Source organism: Labrys wisconsinensis (assembly GCF_030814995.1).
Classification (GTDB): Bacteria; Pseudomonadota; Alphaproteobacteria; order Rhizobiales; family Labraceae; genus Labrys; species Labrys wisconsinensis.
Genome location: NZ_JAUSVX010000008.1, coordinates 241,334 through 258,651, shown reverse-complemented (window position 1 = coordinate 258,651; position 17,318 = coordinate 241,334). Strand labels below are relative to the sequence as shown.

17 protein-coding genes are annotated in these 17,318 nt (G+C 68.3%); 6 read left to right on the top strand and 11 right to left on the bottom strand.

The window, feature by feature from the left end:
- Positions 1-19: 19 nt before the first annotated feature.
- On the top strand, positions 20-1,033 hold the full coding sequence (locus tag QO011_RS21635; protein WP_307276246.1) for an LLM class flavin-dependent oxidoreductase: 1,014 nt from the start codon (positions 20-22) through the stop codon (positions 1,031-1,033).
- 58 nt (positions 1,034-1,091) lie between these two features.
- On the opposite strand, the gene QO011_RS21630 is transcribed toward QO011_RS21635, so the two are convergent.
- Together QO011_RS21630 and QO011_RS21625 are read right to left on the bottom strand one after the other, a co-directional pair.
- Entirely contained in the window at positions 1,092-1,511 is a 420-nt protein-coding gene (locus QO011_RS21630; protein ID WP_307276243.1) for a secondary thiamine-phosphate synthase enzyme YjbQ, read from the bottom strand.
- Between the two features lie 31 nt (positions 1,512-1,542).
- Complete coding sequence (locus tag QO011_RS21625) at positions 1,543-3,240, bottom strand: caspase family protein (RefSeq protein ID WP_307276240.1); 1,698 nt, start codon at positions 3,238-3,240, stop codon at positions 1,543-1,545.
- A 273-nt stretch (positions 3,241-3,513) separates the two neighbouring features.
- On the opposite strand from QO011_RS21625, the gene QO011_RS21620 reads away from it, so the two are divergent.
- Positions 3,514-3,906: a hypothetical protein gene (locus QO011_RS21620; protein WP_307276237.1), complete on the top strand. Its 393-nt coding sequence runs from the start codon at positions 3,514-3,516 to the stop codon at positions 3,904-3,906.
- An 89-nt stretch (positions 3,907-3,995) separates the two neighbouring features.
- On the opposite strand, the gene QO011_RS21615 is transcribed toward QO011_RS21620, so the two are convergent.
- Complete coding sequence (locus tag QO011_RS21615) at positions 3,996-5,483, bottom strand: caspase family protein (protein WP_307276233.1); 1,488 nt, start codon at positions 5,481-5,483, stop codon at positions 3,996-3,998.
- 393 nt (positions 5,484-5,876) lie between these two features.
- On the opposite strand from QO011_RS21615, the gene QO011_RS21610 reads away from it, so the two are divergent.
- The gene (locus QO011_RS21610; protein ID WP_307276232.1) at positions 5,877-6,551 is read left to right on the top strand and encodes an NADPH-dependent F420 reductase; all 675 of its coding nucleotides are present in this window, start codon (positions 5,877-5,879) and stop codon (positions 6,549-6,551) included.
- Between the two features lie 24 nt (positions 6,552-6,575).
- On the opposite strand, the gene QO011_RS21605 is transcribed toward QO011_RS21610, so the two are convergent.
- The gene (locus QO011_RS21605) at positions 6,576-7,922 is read right to left on the bottom strand and encodes an LLM class flavin-dependent oxidoreductase (protein WP_307276229.1); all 1,347 of its coding nucleotides are present in this window, start codon (positions 7,920-7,922) and stop codon (positions 6,576-6,578) included.
- A gap of 104 nt (positions 7,923-8,026) precedes the next feature.
- Between QO011_RS21605 and QO011_RS21600 the strand changes: the two genes are divergently transcribed.
- On the top strand, positions 8,027-8,953 hold the full coding sequence (locus QO011_RS21600) for a LysR substrate-binding domain-containing protein (RefSeq protein ID WP_370881991.1): 927 nt from the start codon (positions 8,027-8,029) through the stop codon (positions 8,951-8,953).
- A 19-nt stretch (positions 8,954-8,972) separates the two neighbouring features.
- On the opposite strand, the gene QO011_RS21595 is transcribed toward QO011_RS21600, so the two are convergent.
- On the bottom strand, positions 8,973-10,376 hold the full coding sequence (locus QO011_RS21595) for an aminotransferase-like domain-containing protein (protein WP_307276224.1): 1,404 nt from the start codon (positions 10,374-10,376) through the stop codon (positions 8,973-8,975).
- 103 nt (positions 10,377-10,479) lie between these two features.
- On the opposite strand from QO011_RS21595, the gene QO011_RS21590 reads away from it, so the two are divergent.
- A complete protein-coding gene (locus QO011_RS21590) occupies positions 10,480-11,409 on the top strand; it encodes a DMT family transporter (protein ID WP_307276221.1) in 930 nt (309 codons plus the stop codon).
- Between the two features lie 152 nt (positions 11,410-11,561).
- Here the strand turns inward: QO011_RS21590 and QO011_RS21585 are convergent, their stop codons facing one another.
- The 6 genes from QO011_RS21585 to QO011_RS21560 all read right to left on the bottom strand — a co-directional run bounded on the left by QO011_RS21585 (position 11,562) and on the right by QO011_RS21560 (position 16,615).
- The gene (locus tag QO011_RS21585) at positions 11,562-12,398 is read right to left on the bottom strand and encodes an SDR family oxidoreductase (protein WP_307276218.1); all 837 of its coding nucleotides are present in this window, start codon (positions 12,396-12,398) and stop codon (positions 11,562-11,564) included.
- A 112-nt stretch (positions 12,399-12,510) separates the two neighbouring features.
- The gene (locus QO011_RS21580; RefSeq protein ID WP_307276215.1) at positions 12,511-12,972 is read right to left on the bottom strand and encodes a MarR family winged helix-turn-helix transcriptional regulator; all 462 of its coding nucleotides are present in this window, start codon (positions 12,970-12,972) and stop codon (positions 12,511-12,513) included.
- A 42-nt stretch (positions 12,973-13,014) separates the two neighbouring features.
- Positions 13,015-13,896: an NmrA family NAD(P)-binding protein gene (locus tag QO011_RS21575; RefSeq protein ID WP_307276213.1), complete on the bottom strand. Its 882-nt coding sequence runs from the start codon at positions 13,894-13,896 to the stop codon at positions 13,015-13,017.
- A gap of 162 nt (positions 13,897-14,058) precedes the next feature.
- The gene (locus QO011_RS42620; protein WP_307276210.1) at positions 14,059-14,727 is read right to left on the bottom strand and encodes a ClpX C4-type zinc finger protein; all 669 of its coding nucleotides are present in this window, start codon (positions 14,725-14,727) and stop codon (positions 14,059-14,061) included.
- Between the two features lie 197 nt (positions 14,728-14,924).
- Positions 14,925-15,653 (bottom strand): esterase family protein, encoded by a 729-nt coding sequence (locus QO011_RS21565; protein WP_307276207.1) that lies wholly within the window; start codon positions 15,651-15,653, stop codon positions 14,925-14,927.
- The gene (locus tag QO011_RS21560; RefSeq protein ID WP_307276204.1) at positions 15,650-16,615 is read right to left on the bottom strand and encodes an acetylxylan esterase; all 966 of its coding nucleotides are present in this window, start codon (positions 16,613-16,615) and stop codon (positions 15,650-15,652) included. The genes QO011_RS21565 and QO011_RS21560 overlap by 4 nt, the downstream gene beginning before the upstream one ends.
- 148 nt (positions 16,616-16,763) lie before the next feature.
- On the opposite strand from QO011_RS21560, the gene QO011_RS21555 reads away from it, so the two are divergent.
- Positions 16,764-17,222 carry a hypothetical protein gene (locus tag QO011_RS21555; RefSeq protein WP_307276202.1) on the top strand — a complete coding sequence of 153 codons (459 nt, stop codon included), beginning with the start codon at positions 16,764-16,766 and terminating at the stop codon, positions 17,220-17,222.
- Positions 17,223-17,318 lie beyond the last annotated feature (96 nt).

The window sequence follows — 17,318 nt, the reverse complement described above, 5'->3', positions numbered from 1 at the left end:
CGTCCGCAGGCCGCCCCGCATGACCTCCCCGCTCCGTCTTTCCGTCCTCGACCAGTCGCCGATCTCGGAGGGCTCCAGCGGGGGCGAGGCCCTGCGCAACACGCTCGACCTGGCGCAGCTCGCCGATGCCCTCGGCTATCACCGCTACTGGCTGGCCGAGCACCATGCGACGCCGATGCTGGCCGGGGCGAGCCCGGAGGCGATGATCGGCGTCCTCGCCTCGCAGACCCGGCGCATCCGCGTCGGCTCCGGCGGGGTGATGCTGCCGCATTACAGCCCGTTCAAGGTGGCCGAGACCTTCTCGATGCTGTCCGGCTTCGCCCCGGGCCGCATCGATCTCGGCCTCGGCCGTGCCCCGGGCAGCGACGGGCGCACCGCCTATGCCCTGCAGCGCGACCGGCGCGCCGCCGCGCCCGACGATTTTCCCGAGCAGCTCGCGGAGGTGATCGCCTATCTCGACGACGCCCTGCCCGCCGACCACCCCTTCGCCCCGCTCGGCGCGACGCTGCCGGGCCGGCCGGAGCGGCCGCAGCTCTGGCTGCTCGGCTCCTCGGCCCAGAGCGGGCTGTGGGCGGCGGAGGTCGGGCTGCCCTACATGTTCGCCGATTTCATCAGCCCGACCGGTGCGGCGGTCGTGCAGCGCTATCTCGGGGATTTCCGGCCCTCGGCCCATGCGCCGCAGCCGGTGCCGGCCGTCGCCGTGGCGGCGATCGCGGCCGAGACCGACGCCGAGGCGCTGCATCTCTCAGCCAGCGCCCGCATGGTGTTCACGCTGTTCCGGCAGGGGAAGCTGATCCGCGTGCCGCCGGTGGCGGACGCCCTCGCCTTCCTCGCCGCCGAGAGCCGTCCGCTGGACGCCCCGCCTCCCGGGCGCCGGCTGATCGCCGGCTCGCCCGCGACCGTGCGCGCCGGCATCGAGGCGGTGGCGGCGGACTACGGCGCGCAGGAGGTGATGATCGTCACCATCGTCCACGACCACCAGGCCCGCCGCCGCTCCTACGAGCTGATCGCGGAAGAGTTCGGGTTGATGTGAGGCGGCTCGGCCGCGTGCGCGTATTCGTCTTGCGCTTGGCACCATCGCGCCTTCCCCCTCACGCGCCGATCAGGTGCAGCACGATATCGCGCCGGTTGGGCTGGCTGCGGTGCTCGAAGAGGTAGAGGCCCTGCCAGGTGCCCAGCACCAGCTGGCCGGCCTCGATCGGGATCGAGAGCTGGACCTGGGTCAGGGCGGTGCGGATATGGGCCGGCATGTCGTCCGGCCCCTCCGCGTCGTGGACATAGCGCCCGGCCTTCTCCGGTGCGATCTGCTCGAAGAAGGCGCTGAGGTCGACGCGGACGTCCGGGTCCGCATTCTCCTGGATGAGGAGCGAAGCCGACGTGTGCCGGCAGAACACGGTGAGCAGCCCGGTCGAGACCTTCTGCCCGCTCACCCAGGAGCGGACCGCCTCGGTGATCTCGATCAGGCCCTTGCCGCGCGTCGGGATGGAGAGATGGTGAATCGCCTGATGCATGGTTTCCATATAGGATGACCCGCCGCCAAAATCACTCCCGCTCGATGGTGTTGACGTCGGACTGCGTGCCGTCGCGCCAGGTGATGCGGATGCTGATCGACTTGGTCTTCGGCGGCACCTTCAGATAGGTCGTGGCGTTGCTCGGGATCGAGAACGGGTCCTTGGCGTTGCAGGACGGCAGGTCGAAGCGGCGCAGCGGCTCGGCGCCGTCGAGGCCGTAGCGCACCTCGGTGATGGCGCAGCGATAGCTCATCAGCGTGGTGAAATAGACCAGCGTGCCGTTGAAGTCGCGGAACTCGACCCAGCTCGGCCAGATCTGCTCCAGCGCCTTCCTCTGGGTGTCGAACAGCGCCACGTCGGGGTCGAAGCGGATTGGGAACGGCCCGACCACAGCCCCGTCGGCGGTCTGGTAGCGCACCTGGATGATGGCGGCCTGCGCCTTGCCCGAGAGCTGGAACGAGGGGTTCGGCATGCGCTGGCCGGTGCGCTGGTCCAGCACGTCGAGCAGGCCGGTGTCGCGGTACTCGCCCGTCTCGCCGACGCGGTAGGTGATGGCCACCGCCGGCTCCGGGGTCGACAGCGTCACCGTCCAGCCGGCGTTGGAGCGCATGAAATTGGCGATCGGCGCCCGGCCGCCGCCCTGGCCGAGCTGGCCGACCTTGGCGTCCGGCTGCACCATGGCGAGCTGCTGGCCGCCGGCCGGCGGCGTGCCGCCCTGCACGGTGATGAGGCGCTGCGTCCCGTCGTCCTTGGGCGCGTTGGCCGGGTTCTGCAGCGCGATCTTGGCGTCCTTGCCGCCGATGATCACACCCGGCCCGATCGTCACCCCGGCCCCGAGTGTCACGCCCGCCCCGGCCTGGGTGTTGTCATGGGTGTGGATCTGTGTCGGCACGTTGGTCGCGACGTGCTGGGCATCCACGGCCGGCGGCTGACCGGCCTGGGGCGTAGCGCCGGCGTCCCACAGCACCACGTCGCCGATCACCTGGTCGTAATAGGCCGGCGTCTGGTCGTAGCCGACGCTGCGGGCGAGGTCCTTGACCTTCACCTGCGTGGTCTTGGCGATCTGCACCAGGGTGCGGCCGGCCTTGTCGAGCTCGCCGAGGAAGGTGCGGGTGAACACCGAATTGGGGTTGTCGTCGGCGTCGGAGAGGCGGTCGAGCGCCTCCTGCTTCTGGCCCGCCGACATCAGCACGAACACGCCCTCGGGCGCGTCGACGCGGGCGAGGCCCCTGCTCTGGGCGGTCGAGCGGGTGCCCGGCGCGGCGAAGGGATTGTCGCGGCAGGCGTCGAGCACCAGGATGGCGACGCCGGCGCCCTTCTCCCGGATGCCGTCGATGATGCGGTCGACCGGGAAGGAGGCATCGCGCACCAGGTCCGCTTCGTTGCTGCGCGCGGCCGGCACGTCGGTCGGCAGGAGGTAGTTGGTGCCGCCGATCTCGAATCCATGGCCGGAATAGAAGAACAGCGCCCGGTCGCCCGCCTGGATGTCGGCGTCGAAGGCCACCAGCGCCTTGCTCATGCTGCGCTGGTCGACATTCTCCACCCGGCGCACCACGAAGCCGAGGCGCTCCAGCTCGGTGCTGATCGAACGGGCATCGTTCACCGCCTTCTGCAGCCTGGGCACGTTGGCATAGGCGTCGTTGCCGATGACCAGCGCGACGCTGCGGGCCTGCGCCGCGAAAGGCGCCAGGACCAGGGCAAGCGCAGGGATGAGAAGGCGGCGCAGCATGGCGGGCTCCCGAAGCGGACGGCACCAAGTCTTAGCGCGTCGGCGCGCGCAGGGCGAGATGCGCCGCCTGCTCCATGCCCCGCTTCGTGGCGCCGGTCCGTGCGCGAACGCACAGGACGCGAGGCGGCGTGAAGAGCGCGGGGCCTGGACGCCCCAGGGCTCGGCGACATATCGTCAGAGCGCGACGCCACCATCCTCGGGATGCAGGCCACATCGTGTCGGGGCGCTTCGACCTGCACTCGGGCCATCGAGATGATCCGTATGCGACACTCCATGTGCTGGGCGCTCGCCGCCTGCCTGTCGGCCTCTCCTTCGCAAGGCGCGACCTTTCTCCGGTGCGACGTCACACGGACCGTCAACCAGTCGGGCCGGTCTGTGACGGCGGAAAAGATCGACATCTATAAGATTGCGGGATCGGATATAAAATGGTGGAGCTTCGAAAACAAGAAATGGATCGACCTGTGCGCAACGGATGAGAACACCTGCGCAGTCGACAGGAACAGCTATCGTCACGACTACACCAGAAGTGACGGCTCGGCGAAGATGTCTCTCGTCATACGAAGTGACACAGGCGATCTTATCGAGAACGTCATCGATACAGGCCCATCTGCCATGTCATGGTCAAAGAAAGGCAAGTGTGCCCCGACGACAGATCCTTCGAATTGAGGTCGGCCATGTGCGTGCCGGCAGTGCCCGTTCTTCACGCCCCCATGGGCCGTTCTTCATGCGCGGAACACCGAAGCCGGCAGGGATCTCTACTGATATTTCCGGTTGAGATCCCAAATCGTCGTGCTGTCGAGAGCATGTCCTGCTACAGCTTCGTACCAACGCTTGGCCTCGTCATAGTCGCGATTCCGGTAAAAATCGTTCGCGATGCGAACCATCTTCTTTCGCGGAGCCACTGAAGGGTCGTATGAGAGCCAGGACAGTATCTCTGTAATATTGTCCGCAGAGATCTTGTCATTGGACCAGAGCTCAAGCAGCTTCCTCGGACTTTCCCTGTTGCCGAGACCGAACGCCACCCTGTAGGCGTGCGCCGCAGCCTCGAACTTTCCGCCGGCTTCGTAGGAACGGGCGAGATCGAAGGTCCAGCTGTCGTCATCGAGAACTTTGGCGGCCGCTTCACAAGCTTCGACCGCCCGGGGCGAATCGATCTGCTCGAGACGGACCCGCGGCCCCGCGAGCCGGTCGCACACGTCGCCGGGGCTGTCGGTCGCCTTCGGATCGCCGGCCGGCGCCGCCGCGACGGCGACAACCCTGGCCTGGAGCTGCTGCGCCCTGATCCGGGCCACCGCGGCGTAGGGGCAATCCGGGAACCTCTCGGCGCTCAGAAGCAGCGCAGCCGCATCTCCGGCGGCATCGGCCGACAGGAAATCGCTCTGAGCCGCCGAGCAAGCCGGCGGCGCCGACGCGAGCTGGTCCGCCTTCGCAGTTTCCGGTGGGCTCTTCAAGTAGATGCGTCCGTGCAGGGTCTGATCGTAGGTCGCGGGAACCTGCTCGAGCCGCTGCGTCTCCGCGAGGGCCGCAACCTGCTCGCGCACCTCGTAGGCGATGTCCTGGAGGCTCAGTCCCGGCTTCGTGAGCAAGCGCACGAGGACCCGTGTGAACACCGAGTTTGGATCCGTGTCGCTATCGGACAGCGAGTCGAGCGCAGTCTGACCGAAGCCTGCCGAATAGATCGAAAAGACGCCCTGGACATCCGGGGTTCGCGCCAGCCCCCGGTCGAGTCCCACGGAGCGAAGGCCGGGGCGCCTGAAAGGATTGTTGCGACACGCATCGAGGACGAGGATGGAAACGCGGGCACCCTTTTCATGGAGGTCGGCAATGATGTCCTCCTCGCCGATCGATTGGGCCGCGATGAGCTTTTCATCGCCCGCCCGAGGAGCCGGCACATCCGAGGGTAAGATGAAATTGCCGCCATCGATCGCGACGCCATGTCCGGCAAAGTAGAAAAACGCCAGGTCACCGGGCTGAATCCGATGGATGAACTCGAAGAATTTCGAATTCAACTCGGACCGTGTCAGATTTTCGCCCCGTATGACCTCGAAGCCGTCGCCGATCAGCGCGTCCCCCACCGCACGAGCGTCGTTCACGGCTCGTTCGAGTTGCTGATCTTTCCCCAGATTGGAATAGAGGTTGTTGCCGACGACAAATGCGACGCGCCCCTCGGCCAGGACGGCCGGCACGGAAGCAAGGAAAGAGAAGCCAAGGAAAACCAAACAAAGCAGCGCCTTGGCGACCATTGTCAGGGCCTCTTCGGATCGGGCGTTTCTTGCGGCGAGCGATAGAACAGGAAGTTCGGACGGTGCGCTCCGACTGAACAAACGCGTGTGCGCTGCGCAGCCGAAGCAATCCCCATATCCCGTCTCACGGCGTGGCCGGTATTCCGACCTCGCCGCGAGCATCGTCCCCTAGGGAAATGGCAGAATTGCGAAAGGCCAGCGTAAAGTCTAGCCCCAGGATCGGCCGTGAAGCGCCGCGCGGCTCTCGACCCAGCTTCGAGATCGGCGGCGCAAAGCCCGGCTTCAGCCGCCCTATGTGCAGGCGCAACCGGGCATGCGTTGACATCCGCATGGACCGGTCTGTCCGCTACGCCTGGCGGACGGGTCCGTCCGCCCCAAACTGGAGGACTCGTCATGAAAATCGGCATCATCGGCTCCGGCGTGGTCGGCCAGACTCTCGGCGCCCGGCTGGCGGCGCGAGGGCACGACGTGCGCCTCGGCCTGCGCACCGTCAGCGAATCCGAGCTCGACAAGCCGCGCGCCATGGCCGAGACGCTGCGGGACTGGCGGGCGAAGGTCGGGGTCGGCATTGCGACCTTCGCCGAGGCTGCGCGCCATGGCGAGATCGTCTTCGCCGCCACCGCCGGCGGCGTCACCGTTGCCGCCCTCGCCATCTGCGGCGCCGAGGCCCTCGCCGGCAAGGTCGTGATCGACGTCTCCAACCCGCTCGACTTCTCCACCGGCGCCCTCACCTACCTGCCGCAATGGTCCAACACGACAAGCGTCGGCGAGGAGGTCCAGAAGGCCTTCCCCGCGGCGCGCGTGGTGAAGACGCTGAACACGGTCAACATCGCTGTCGGGGTCGACGCGTCCCAGGTCCCCGGCGAGCCCGACATGTTCGTGGCCGGCAACGATGCCGCCGCCAAGGCCGCGGTGACGGACCTGCTCCGGCGCGACTTCGCCTGGCGCTCGGTGATCGACCTCGGCGACATCGGCGCAGCCCGTGGCATGGAGCAGACCCTGGCGCTGTGGTTCCGCCTGATGCAGACGCTGGGAACGCCGCAGTTCGGGTTGAAGGTGCTGCGCTGAGCCCAGGCTCCGGCGAGCGTTCGCTCAGCCCCCGGGCCGGGCGGCGGCGAAGCCGTTCTCCGGCCGCTGCAGGCCGAGGCGGTCGCGCAGCGTGCCGGGCTCGTAGTCCGTCCGGTGGAGGCCCCGCCGCTGCAGCTCCGGCACCACCGTCTGCATGAAGTTCGTCCAGTCCTCCGGCAGGAGCGGGAACATCAGGTTGTAGCCGTCGGCCGCGCCGGAGACGAACCAGGCCTCCAGCTGGTCGGCGATGTCGGACGCCGTGCCGGCGAGGAGCGGCACCGAGCCGGTGTTGGCGATCTTGCGGGCGAGCTGGCGGATGGAGAGCCCCTTGTTCGTCTCGTCCTTCACCAGCTTGAGCCAGGTGCGCCAGCCGTCGAACGTGCCCTCGTTCGGCAGGTCTGGAATCGGCCCGTCCGGCGGATAGGCCGAGAGGTCGACGCCCGCCCAGCTCGACAAGAGATCGATGGCGACCCGGTCGAGCATCAGCGCCTCCAGGGCCTCCTGCTTCTCCAGCGCCTCGGCCCGGGACGCGGCAACGATCGGCAGCACGCCCGGGATGAGCTTGAAGCTCTCGGGCTTTCGGCCCTTCCTGGTCAGGCGCGCGTCCATGTCGGCGCGATAGGCCAGCCCCTCCGCCTCGCTGCGGATCACCGCGAAATGCACCTCGGCATGGGCGGCCGCGAGCTCCCTGCCCGCCTCGGACGAGCCGGCCTGCACGATCAGGGGATGGCCCTGGGGCGGCCGCGGCACGTTGAGCGGCCCCCGCACCCGGAACTGCGGCCCGGCATGGTCGAGATAATGGACCCGCTCCGGATCGGCGAAAAAGCCGGAGCCCTTGTCGATCAGCAGGGCCTCGTCCTCCCAGCTGTCCCAGAGCGCCTTGGCGACGTCGAGGAACTCCCCGGCCCGCTCATAGCGGCGGGCATGCTCGATATTGGCGTCGCGCCCGAAATTGCGCGCCTCCTCCTCGAGGGCCGAGGTCACGACGTTCCAGCCGACGCGCCCGCCGCTGAGATGGTCGATCGAGGCGAACATCCGCGCCAGGTTGAAGGGCTCGTTGTAGGAGGTCGACGCCGTCGCCATGAACCCGATATGCCGCGTCACCGCGGCCAGGGCCGAGACCAGCGTCAGGGGCTCCAGGCGCGCATTGGCATAGTGGGCGACGCCGCTCCTGTAGGTGTCCCAGATGCCGAGGTGATCGGCGATGAAGATCGCGTCCAGCTTCGCCCGCTCGGCCGCCTCGGCCAGGCCGCGATAATAGGAAAGATCGAAGACCTCGCGCCCCGGAGCTCGCGGGTGCCGCCAGGACAGCCGGTGGTCCCCCTGGGGATTGTAGAAGAAGGCCAAGAGGATCATGGAGCGACGGGGCATGGGGACCTTTCCGCGATGGTGGTCCGACCCTATGCAACAGCCTGACTTTCCAAAAGCGAGCTTTTCTGTCAGAAAGACAAGGTGACCTTGTCTTTTCCGAGCATATGATCGGCGCTCCCTCCTTGCGTGGCCTGCAGGCGTTCGAGGCGGCCGCCCGCTCGGGAAGCTTCGTCGCCGCGGCCAGGGAGCTCGCGGTCTCGCCGGCGGCCGTCAGCCAGCTGATCCGCGCACTGGAGGATCAGGTCGGGCGCCGATTGTTCCATCGGGTCAACCGGCGCGTCGTCCTGACCGAGGCGGGCGCGGAAATCCTTCCCCAGATCGCCACCGCGTTCCGCGACCTCAGAGGCGTCTCGCGCGAGCTCGTCAGCGGCGAGCGGCGCTCGTCGCTGGTCGTGTCCGTGCCGCCCTCCCTCGCCGTGGACTGGCTTCCCCAGCGCCTTCCCGCCTTCGTCGACGCCCATGGCCCGGTCGACATTTCGCTGAGGGGCGAGGACGATCCGGTTCCCTTCGAGCGCGAGACCATCGACATCCGCTTCTCCTACGGACGCTTCTACGAGCGCGAGCACGAGACCGAGGAGCTGGCGACCGACGCCGTCCACCCCGTCTGCTCGCCCGCATGCCGGGTGCGGCACGGTCCGTTCGGCTCGCCGGACGACCTGCTGGCGGCACCGCTCATCCACACGGATTGGGGACCGTCCGGCGCCTCCTTCCCCTCCTGGCGCAACTGGTTCGAGGCGGCGGCGATCGCGCCGGGCCGCAGGATCCAGCGCGGCATGACCGCGAACTCCTCCAAGTCCGCCCTGGAGCTCGCCGTCGCGGGCCTCGGCGTCGCGCTCGGGCAGGGCATCTTCTGCGCCCGCGCCATCCGGGCCGGCACGCTCGTCGTCGCCGTCCCGCGGCCGCTTGCGCTCGGCCAGCCCTATTGCCTGACGGTGCCGGAGGGCAGCGCCCGGCGCGCCGTCGTCACGGCCTTCAGGCGCTGGCTGCGCGCCGAATGCCTCGATCTCATCGAGCCGCCAGCGCCGCCCTGAGATCGGCCGGCGGGCTTCGCTATCCCCGCATCACCTCGCCCAGCACCTCGAAGATCCGCGGGGCGGCGCATTGCGAGACGTTGAAGCGCAGGAACCGCCCGGCGGTCTGGGAGACGCTGAAGACATTGCCGGGCGCCAGCACGACGCCGCGCTCCAGCGCGCGGCGGGCCAGCACGGCGGAGTCCAGCCCCTCCGGCAGCTCCGCCCACAGGAACATGCCGGCGCGCGGCTCGATCCACGGCGTCAGGCCGAGTGGCTTGAGCCGCTGCAGCGTCAGCGTCATCGCCCCGGCGAGGCGCGTGCGCAGGCGCTCGATGGAGCGGCGATAGGCTCCGTCCGTCAGCACGCGGTGGACGATCTGGGCATTGGCATCGCCGTTGCCGAAGCCGGTGGCGAGCTTGAGGTCGAGCAGCTCTTCGACCCAGTCGGGCCGGGCCGCAACGAAGCCGACCCGCGCTGCGGCCGACACGGTCTTGGAAAAGCTGCCGACATGGATGACGCGCCGGAGGCCGTCGAGGGCGGCGAGGCGCGGCGTCGGATGCACCTCGAATTCGCCGAACGTGTCGTCTTCGACGATGGTGAGGTCGTGCGCCTCGGCGATCTGAAGCAGGCGATGCGCCACGGCCGAGGACAGCGTCGCGCCGGTCGGGTTCTGCAGCGCCGCGTTGGAGAGGTAGAGGCGCGGCCGGTGCTCGGCCGCCAGGGCGGCGAACCGCTCGATATCCGGCCCGGCCGGCGTCACCGGCACGCCGACCACGTCGACGCGCTGGGCCCGCAGCAGGGCCTGGAAGTTGAAGTAGCAGGGATCGTCGACCATCACCGTGTCGCCCGGCCGCAGCAGGAGCCGGCAGACCAGGTCGAGCGCGACCGAATCGGAATCGGCCAGCACCACCGCCTGCGGCTCGACCTCGATGCCCCGCTCGTTCAGGCTGCGGGCGATATGGGCCCGCAGCGCCGGCAGCCCGAGCGGCGAGCCGTAGGCGGTGAGGTTGGCGCTCGCGTCGCGGCCCATCGCGCGGAAAGCCCGGCGCAGCGCCTCCTGCGGCAGCCAGTCGTCGGGCAGGCAGCCCCAGCCGGGCTTCAGCACCTCCGCCGGCGTCTCCAGCGACTGGCGCGCCACCCAGAACGGATCGATCACCCGGTCGAGCTTCGGGCCGGCCTCCGCCAGCCGCAGCACCGGCATCCGGCCGGCGACGAAGAAGCCGGAGCCCGGCCGCGAGACGACCACGCCCTCGGCCGCAAGGCGATCATAGGCCTCCACCACCGTCGATTTCGACACGCCCTGCGTCTCGGCCATGCGCCGGATCGACGGCAGCCGCGCGCCCGGCATCGCCGACCGCGTGGCGACGAGCTCGCGCACCGCCCGCATCACCCGGCCGACCAGCGTCGGACCGGCCTCGTCCTCATGCACCACGTCCAGCATCTGTACAGCCTTTCGTACCAGTACAGTTTGGTGAGATTGTACTGGATTGTGTCTGTCGGCGCCAGGGCTGCTCCGTCTAGGGTCCGGGCAGGAGGACGAAGCGATGGACGACAGGCTGACCGGCTGGACGCACGGGTTCGTGGGAGTGCTGATCTTCAGCGGCTCGCTGCCGGCCACCCGCGTGGCGGTGGCGCAGCTCGACCCGCTGTTCCTGACCGCGGCCCGCGCCGCCATCGCCGGCCTGCTCGGCGGGGCGCTGCTGCTGGTGCTCAATCTCCACATGCGCTGGAACCCGGTCAGCCTGCGCCGCCTGCGCCGGGGCGAGGCCTTCGGCCGCCAGGCGCCCGGCTTGCCCTCGGGCGCCGAAATCCTGTCGCTCGTCGTCGTGGCGCTCGGCGTGGTCGTCGGCTTTCCCCTGCTCACGGCGCTGGCGCTGCGCAGCATCACCTCGGCCCATGCCATCGTCTTCATCGGCCTGTTGCCGCTGGCCACGGCCGTCTTCGGCGTGCTGCGCGGCGGCGAGCGGCCGAAGCCGGCCTTCTGGCTGTTCTCGATCGCCGGCAGCGCCGCGGTTGCCGGCTTCGCCCTCGCCCAGGGCGGCGGCGGCGCCGGGATCGGCGACGCGCTGATGCTCGCCGCCATCCTGGTCTGCGGCCTCGGCTATGCCGAAGGCGCCCGGCTGTCGCGCCGGCGCAGCGGCTGGCAGGTGATCTCCTGGGCCCTGGTGATCGCCCTGCCGCTGATGCTGCCGCTGGCCATGGTCCTGGAGCCGCCGGCCTGGAGCAGCGTCGGCTGGCCCGCCCTCGCAGCGCTGGCCTATGTCTCGCTGTTCTCGATGCTGATCGGCTTCGTCTTCTGGTATCGCGGCCTGGCGCTGGGCGGCATCGCCGCGGTCGGCCAGCTGCAGCTGCTCCAGCCCTTCCTCGGCCTCGCCCTCGCGGCCCTCCTGCTGCACGAGCCGGTGGGCTGGGCGATCTGGGCGGTGGCCGCGGCGGTGGTCGTCTGCGTCGCCTGCGCGAAGCGCTGGGGGTGAACGCCGCCCTGCCTGGATCGGCTCGTCAGCGGACGCGGATGGTGCAATCAAGTTCGGGAGACCCTGCAGAGGGTCCATTCTCGAACAACTGAGCCGAGGCAGCGTGCCCCTCTCCCGCACGGGAGAGGGGTTTCCAGATGCGGCGCAAGCCCTTACGCGCCGACATCGGTCGAGTGAGCCAGCGCCTTCTGCGCTTCCAAGGCAGCAAGACGCTCCGTCAGCGCCGCATGGACGAGCGCATAGGCGTCACTGCCCAGCGTCAGCCGCTTTGGCGCCGGGCTCTGGTCCGCGGATGCGATGATTGCCGATGCGACCTTGCGCGGGTCGCCCGGGAACATCGCGAGGCCGGCGGATGCGACCATGCGGCGGAAATCACCGGCAGGCGTCTGATCATAGACCTTCAGGGCGTCAGCGGCATCCGCGCTGGAGGTGGCGAAATTCGTCCGCGACGCCCCTGGCTCGACCAGCGTCACCTCGATGCCGAAGGGAGCGACCTCCGGGATCGTGCCTTCGAAGAATCCTTCAACGCCCCATTTGGTGGCGGCGTAGACGCCCAACGTCGGATAGGCCGCCTGCCCGACAGACGACGAGATCTGGATGATCCGCCCGCCGCCCTGCTGCCGCAGATGCGGGATGGCTGCACGGGCGACCTGGATCGAGCCGAGCAGGTTGGTGTCGATCTGACGCTCGATCTGTGCGTCTCCGACCTCTTCGGCCGCGCCGAGCAGGGCATAGCCGGCGTTGCTGACGACGACGTCGATCCGCCGCAGCTCGGCGAAAGCGCGGTCGATGACCTTGCGGACGCCGGCGCCGTCCGTGACATCGAGGATGGCGACCCAAAGGCGCTCGCCGTGCTCGGCCGCCAGGTCCTGGAGGGCGTCGGCCTTGCGAACCGTGGCGGCGACCCGGTCCCCGCGCTGAAGCAGAAGCGCGGCGAGCTCCCGTCCAAAGCCGCTGCTCGCGCCGGTGACGAACCATGTCTTCGACATAGGATTTCCTTTCGTTTGGCTGGATCCCTTCGACCGATCGTCTGCCGGCCCGGGCCTTGCCTCCGGGGCGAGCGGTCGAACCTTCGAGATGGAAGATCGAACGAGACGGCGCTCACGCGTCGGACGGTCCGGGCGGCAGATCGCCGACCGTCATCTCCGCGAGTCCTTGCCGCAGGGCTGCGACGTTGTCCGCTCCGTTCAGTTGCGCGAACTGCCGCTGCGCTTCCCGCCAGAACGGGGAGGCTTTCTCATGCAGGCGGCGCCCCTCCTCGGTGAGCTCGACCAGGCGGCTCCGGCCGTCGGTGGGCGACGGCTTGACCGCGACCAGGCCGTCGCGCTCCAGGAAGCCGACCATTTTCCCCATCGCCGTCCGTTCGATGTCGAGCCGTTCGGCCAGGGCGTTGACCGCAGCGTTTCCCAACTCGTTCAAGGCCGCCAGGGTGAGAAATTGCGTGATCCGCAAGCCCGTGGGCTCGAGCTGGGCGTCATAGAAACGGGAGATCTGCCGGGCCGCCTTCCGCATGGCGAAGCAGTTGCATTGGTCGATCCCGAGCGGCTGGTCGATCGGCGGCATCCCTGGCCCTCTCGTTGCATGGCCCGAAACCGGGCGTCTCCGTCAGGCGAACGCCGCCCGGTGCTTCTCGATGAAGGCCCGGACCGACAGCGCCGGCGTTCCGGTGATCTCCTCAACGACGTCGTTGGTGCCGGCGAAGATGCCCTCCCGGTAGTTCTGGGCGACTTCGACGAGGTGCTGCACCAGGAAGGGCGGGAACTTGTAGACGCTCTCCATCTTCCGGCGAAATTCCTCGATCGAGGTCGGCGCGTACGCGATCGTTGCGCCGAGCACGTCGCTCATGGCGGCGGCGATCTCGGCATGGTTCATCTCGACCGGACCATGGAGGGTGTAGATCTTGCTCGCATGGCCGGCGGGATCGGCCAGAAGGTGGGCGATGACCCGTCCCTGGTCGTCGGCGCTGATCGGGGCGTGACGCCCGTTCTCGAAGGGAAACTCGATCCTCTTCCGGGCCCAGATCTCCTTGGCGAAATGCGGGTAGACGAGCCATTCGGCGAAGAAGGTGGGACGCAGATGCGTCGTCGCGACGCCCGACCAGTCGAACACCCGCTCGGAAACCCAGTGGTCCCGGGCGGCGTGGCTCCTCGATTCTCGCCGCGCCGAGATCTGCGACATGTTGACGATCGCCGTGACGCCCGCCTCCTTCGCGGCCTGCGCGAAATAGGCGGCGGCGCCGATGATCCCCGGTGCGATCGGATGCAGGAAATAGGCCGAGCGGATGCCCGCCATGGCCGCACGAATGGCATCGATGTCGCTGAAATCGCCGACGGCGATCTCGACCCCGCGCTGCCTGAGGGCAGCCGCCCGTTCGTCATCCGACCGCACATAGGCACGGACGCGCCGTCCCATCGCCAGCAGGGTGTCGATGGCGGCCCCGCCGGTCCGACCGGTCGCGCCGCTGACGAGAATATCGGCCTGGCTCATGGCTTCGTTCCTTCGAAAATTAAGAGCATATGCTCCTATTGACGAAGAAGTAAGAGCATATGCTCTCATCGTCAAGCCGTTTCGATGGCGGCGATCTCCGGAACGAGGCGGCAACCCCCTCCGCACCGCGGAGGAGGCGCTCCGATGAGCCCCCTCTGCCCGCTATCGTTGCTCGTGCTTTCGTGCACCCAGCGCGGCCGTCGCCAGGCGCAAGGCCTCTTCATGGCGGCTCAGCTGGAACTGCGCGGCCTGCTGCAGCGCCAGAAGCTCCTCGCGTGTCCTGGTCTTCAGATAGGCCAGGCGGGGCAGCGCCAGGATGTCGTCGTCCGCCGGGACCTCGCCATCCCTGAGGGCGAGTTTTCGCTGGGTGCCCTGCAGGGTGAGCCGGTTGCGCTCCACGCCCTTCCTGCCGCGCTCCACGTAATGCGCCAGTTCTTCGGTGGACAGAGCGCCGGCCGTCTCGGCGTCCCATTGCATCAGGCGGGCGAGGTCCTCGTCACCGAGCGGGTCTTCCACGAACTCGTTGCACAGCTCGATGCACTCGTCGCAGATGAACACGGCGGGCCCGGCAACCAGCTTGCGCACGTCGTGCTGGCTCTTCCCGCAGAAGGAGCAGTGCAGGGTCCGCCGGGGCGCCGGGCTCGACTGTTCGACGGGCGAATGCTCGCGCGCCGCCGCGTCGATCCTGGCGGACAGGATGTTCCAATTGTCGAAGCCGAACGCCTTGGCGATCAGCTCCAGGCATTCGCTGTGGGTGGTTTCGACGGCCTTGGCCTTCAGGGCCTCGCGCAGGGCATGCGCCATGGCCTTCGCATCGCGGAAATCGCGCATGGGAGCACCTCTTCATCGGCGAACGGATGAGATCGGTGCCTGCCTTGCCGACCCGTTCGCCAATGGCGAGGGCGTTGGAAAAGATCGATACGTTCACCATCCCCGAGGGGCGCAGGCGGCGGGTGCATCGGCCCTATGGGCAAGACTGATGCAGGACGGCGTGCGCTGTCAACCCGAGAGCACGAGCAGGCGGCGGCTCAGATGTACAGGGCCGCCATCTTTCGCCACGCGCCGGCGCGATGGGCCCGTCCATCCCAGACATGCAATCGATGGTGGACGCCCTTGTCGTCGAGGAGGCGGCTGAGGTGGCGGTTGTTGTCGAGAAAAGGGTCGGCCTTGCCGATGGCCAGGACGATGTCGAGCTGGCGCAGCTTTTCCAGCCGCCATGCGCAGGTGAGGCCGGGCAGGAAATGCGTCGGCGTGTGGAAGTAGACGTCATCGCCGTAATAGCCGTCGAACAGGTCGCCGAAGCTTTCCACCGTCATCGTCAGATCATAGCGACCGGAAAAGGCGACCAGCTTGCGGAAGAGGTGCGGATGCCGGAAGACGAGGCTGGCGGCCTGGAAGGCGCCGAGGCTGCAACCCATCGCCATCGTGCAATCGTGGGGATTGGTCGAGGCCATCAGCGGCAGCACTTCGTTGAGGATGTAGTCCTCGAAGGCGCCGTGCCGGCGGATGCGGTCGGCGGGATGACGGCCTGCGTCATAGAAGCTCTCCCGCGCCAGCCCCTCGATGCAATAGAGCTGCAGGTGCCCGGCACTGACCTTGTCGGCGAGGCTGCCGACGACGTTGAGCGTCTCGTATTCCCAGAAGCGGCCGTCCCGCGTCGGGAACATCAGCACCTTCGCGCCGGCATGGCCGAAGATCAGCAGTTCCATGTCCCGCTGAAGTCGCGGACTATACCAGCGCCGATAGTCTCGCCTCATGTCGCCCTGAAGAATCGCCTGACCTTCTCCGAGAGCAGCGCGTGCTGCTCCTCGCTGCCGGGATAGTCGAAATGGCCTGCATCCAGGATGACGGTTTCATGATGATTTGACGTCGGCAGCGCATTGGCGATCGAAAACTGGCAGGGTGGCGCCACCGCCGGATCGAAGCGGGCGACGGCAAGGAGCATGGGCACCCGAATGCGCGCGGCCGCCGTCGCCGCGTCGAAGAGGCTGAGAGTCTCGATCACGTCCGCATGCGTCTTCCGATAGGCCTGGACGGAATGGCCGCTGCCGACGGTCGGCAGGGTCAGCCAGAGCGGCATGTTGCCGAAAGTCGGCACGGTGAGATGGCCGCGATCGATGCGTTGGTCGAAAGGGATCGCCAGCGCGCCGATGCCGCCGCCGAAGCTGAGGCCGGCATAGCCGACCCGTCCGTCGAGCTCGGGATAGAGCCTGATCAGAACCGAGACGGCCAGCCAGAGATCCTCGACGCAGCCGCCGAGGATATAGCGCTCCGGCTTGTCGATGCCGTCGAGCACGTGCCAGGCAGGATCGCTGGAAATCGGCGGACGGCTGCTGCGCGAGAGTCCGCGGAAACAGGGAAACAGCACGGCCGTCTCCTCGACCGGAATGTCGAAATCCGGCTGGTCACGCCCGCCATAGCCATGGCCGACGACGAGGCCGCGCCTCACCCTTCCCTCTCGCGGCAGCAGGAGCCAGCCGCCGATCCGGAAGTCGCCGGTCGAGGTATAGATGACGTCGTGGACGTGCCAGTTGGGATGGCTGGACCCGCTCTCGCCGAGCTGCGGCTGCGGATCGACGCCGAGCGCGGCGACATGGCGCGCGCGCCAGAACGCATCGAAGTTCGATGGCGCCCGAGGCGGCCTTATCGCGCGAAGCTGATCGACCCCGAAGCCGTAGGTCGGATCGAAATCGAAGGGGTAGTCGGTCGGGATGCTCATGCGATGCCTGCTCCCTGTGCATCGGGCTCGTGCCGGGATGTTGCCTGGGAAAAAACGCCGAAGCGACTCGGCGTGGAGGATGCGGCCGATCGAGCTGCGAGCTGCATTGGTCCCTTGCGGACGGCCCGCAACGGGATAGCCTGTCGGCATGAAGCTTTACCTCGTGCAGCCGAACCTTCCCGCCGGCGCAGACCGGGCGACCGTGGATGCCCGGCTGAGGGCCTGCATAGAGCCGATCGCCGACCTCATCCTGTCTCATCTGTCGGAAGACCCGGCGCTGTTCGCGATACGGCACAAGGACGAGGTATCGGAACCCTGCATCCCGCCCGAGATCTCCTACGGCTATGCCGAAGTCGCCGGGATCAGCGATCCCGTGACCCTGCGAAAACTCTTGCTGGCGTGCGGCGACCCTTTCGACGAGCGGGGGGTGCTGATCCGCTCGCTGGTGACCTGCCGGGCCGTTTTCTACGGTTACGACGGGCAGGCCTTTGTCTGCCTGCCCTCGGAGGCCGACCCCATCCAGTCCCCCGACGCGGCCCTGATCACCGTGACGGAGTGTTCGCATCGGCTGACGGACAGCCACTGGATGGACGGACTGAGCCCTTGACGAGGGATGTCGGCGCCCCCTGAGCCGTGCCTCCGCGTGCCCGGACCAGCGAGCACGAGGGTGCCGGGATGCCGGGGGCGACCCGGGTCGGTTCGC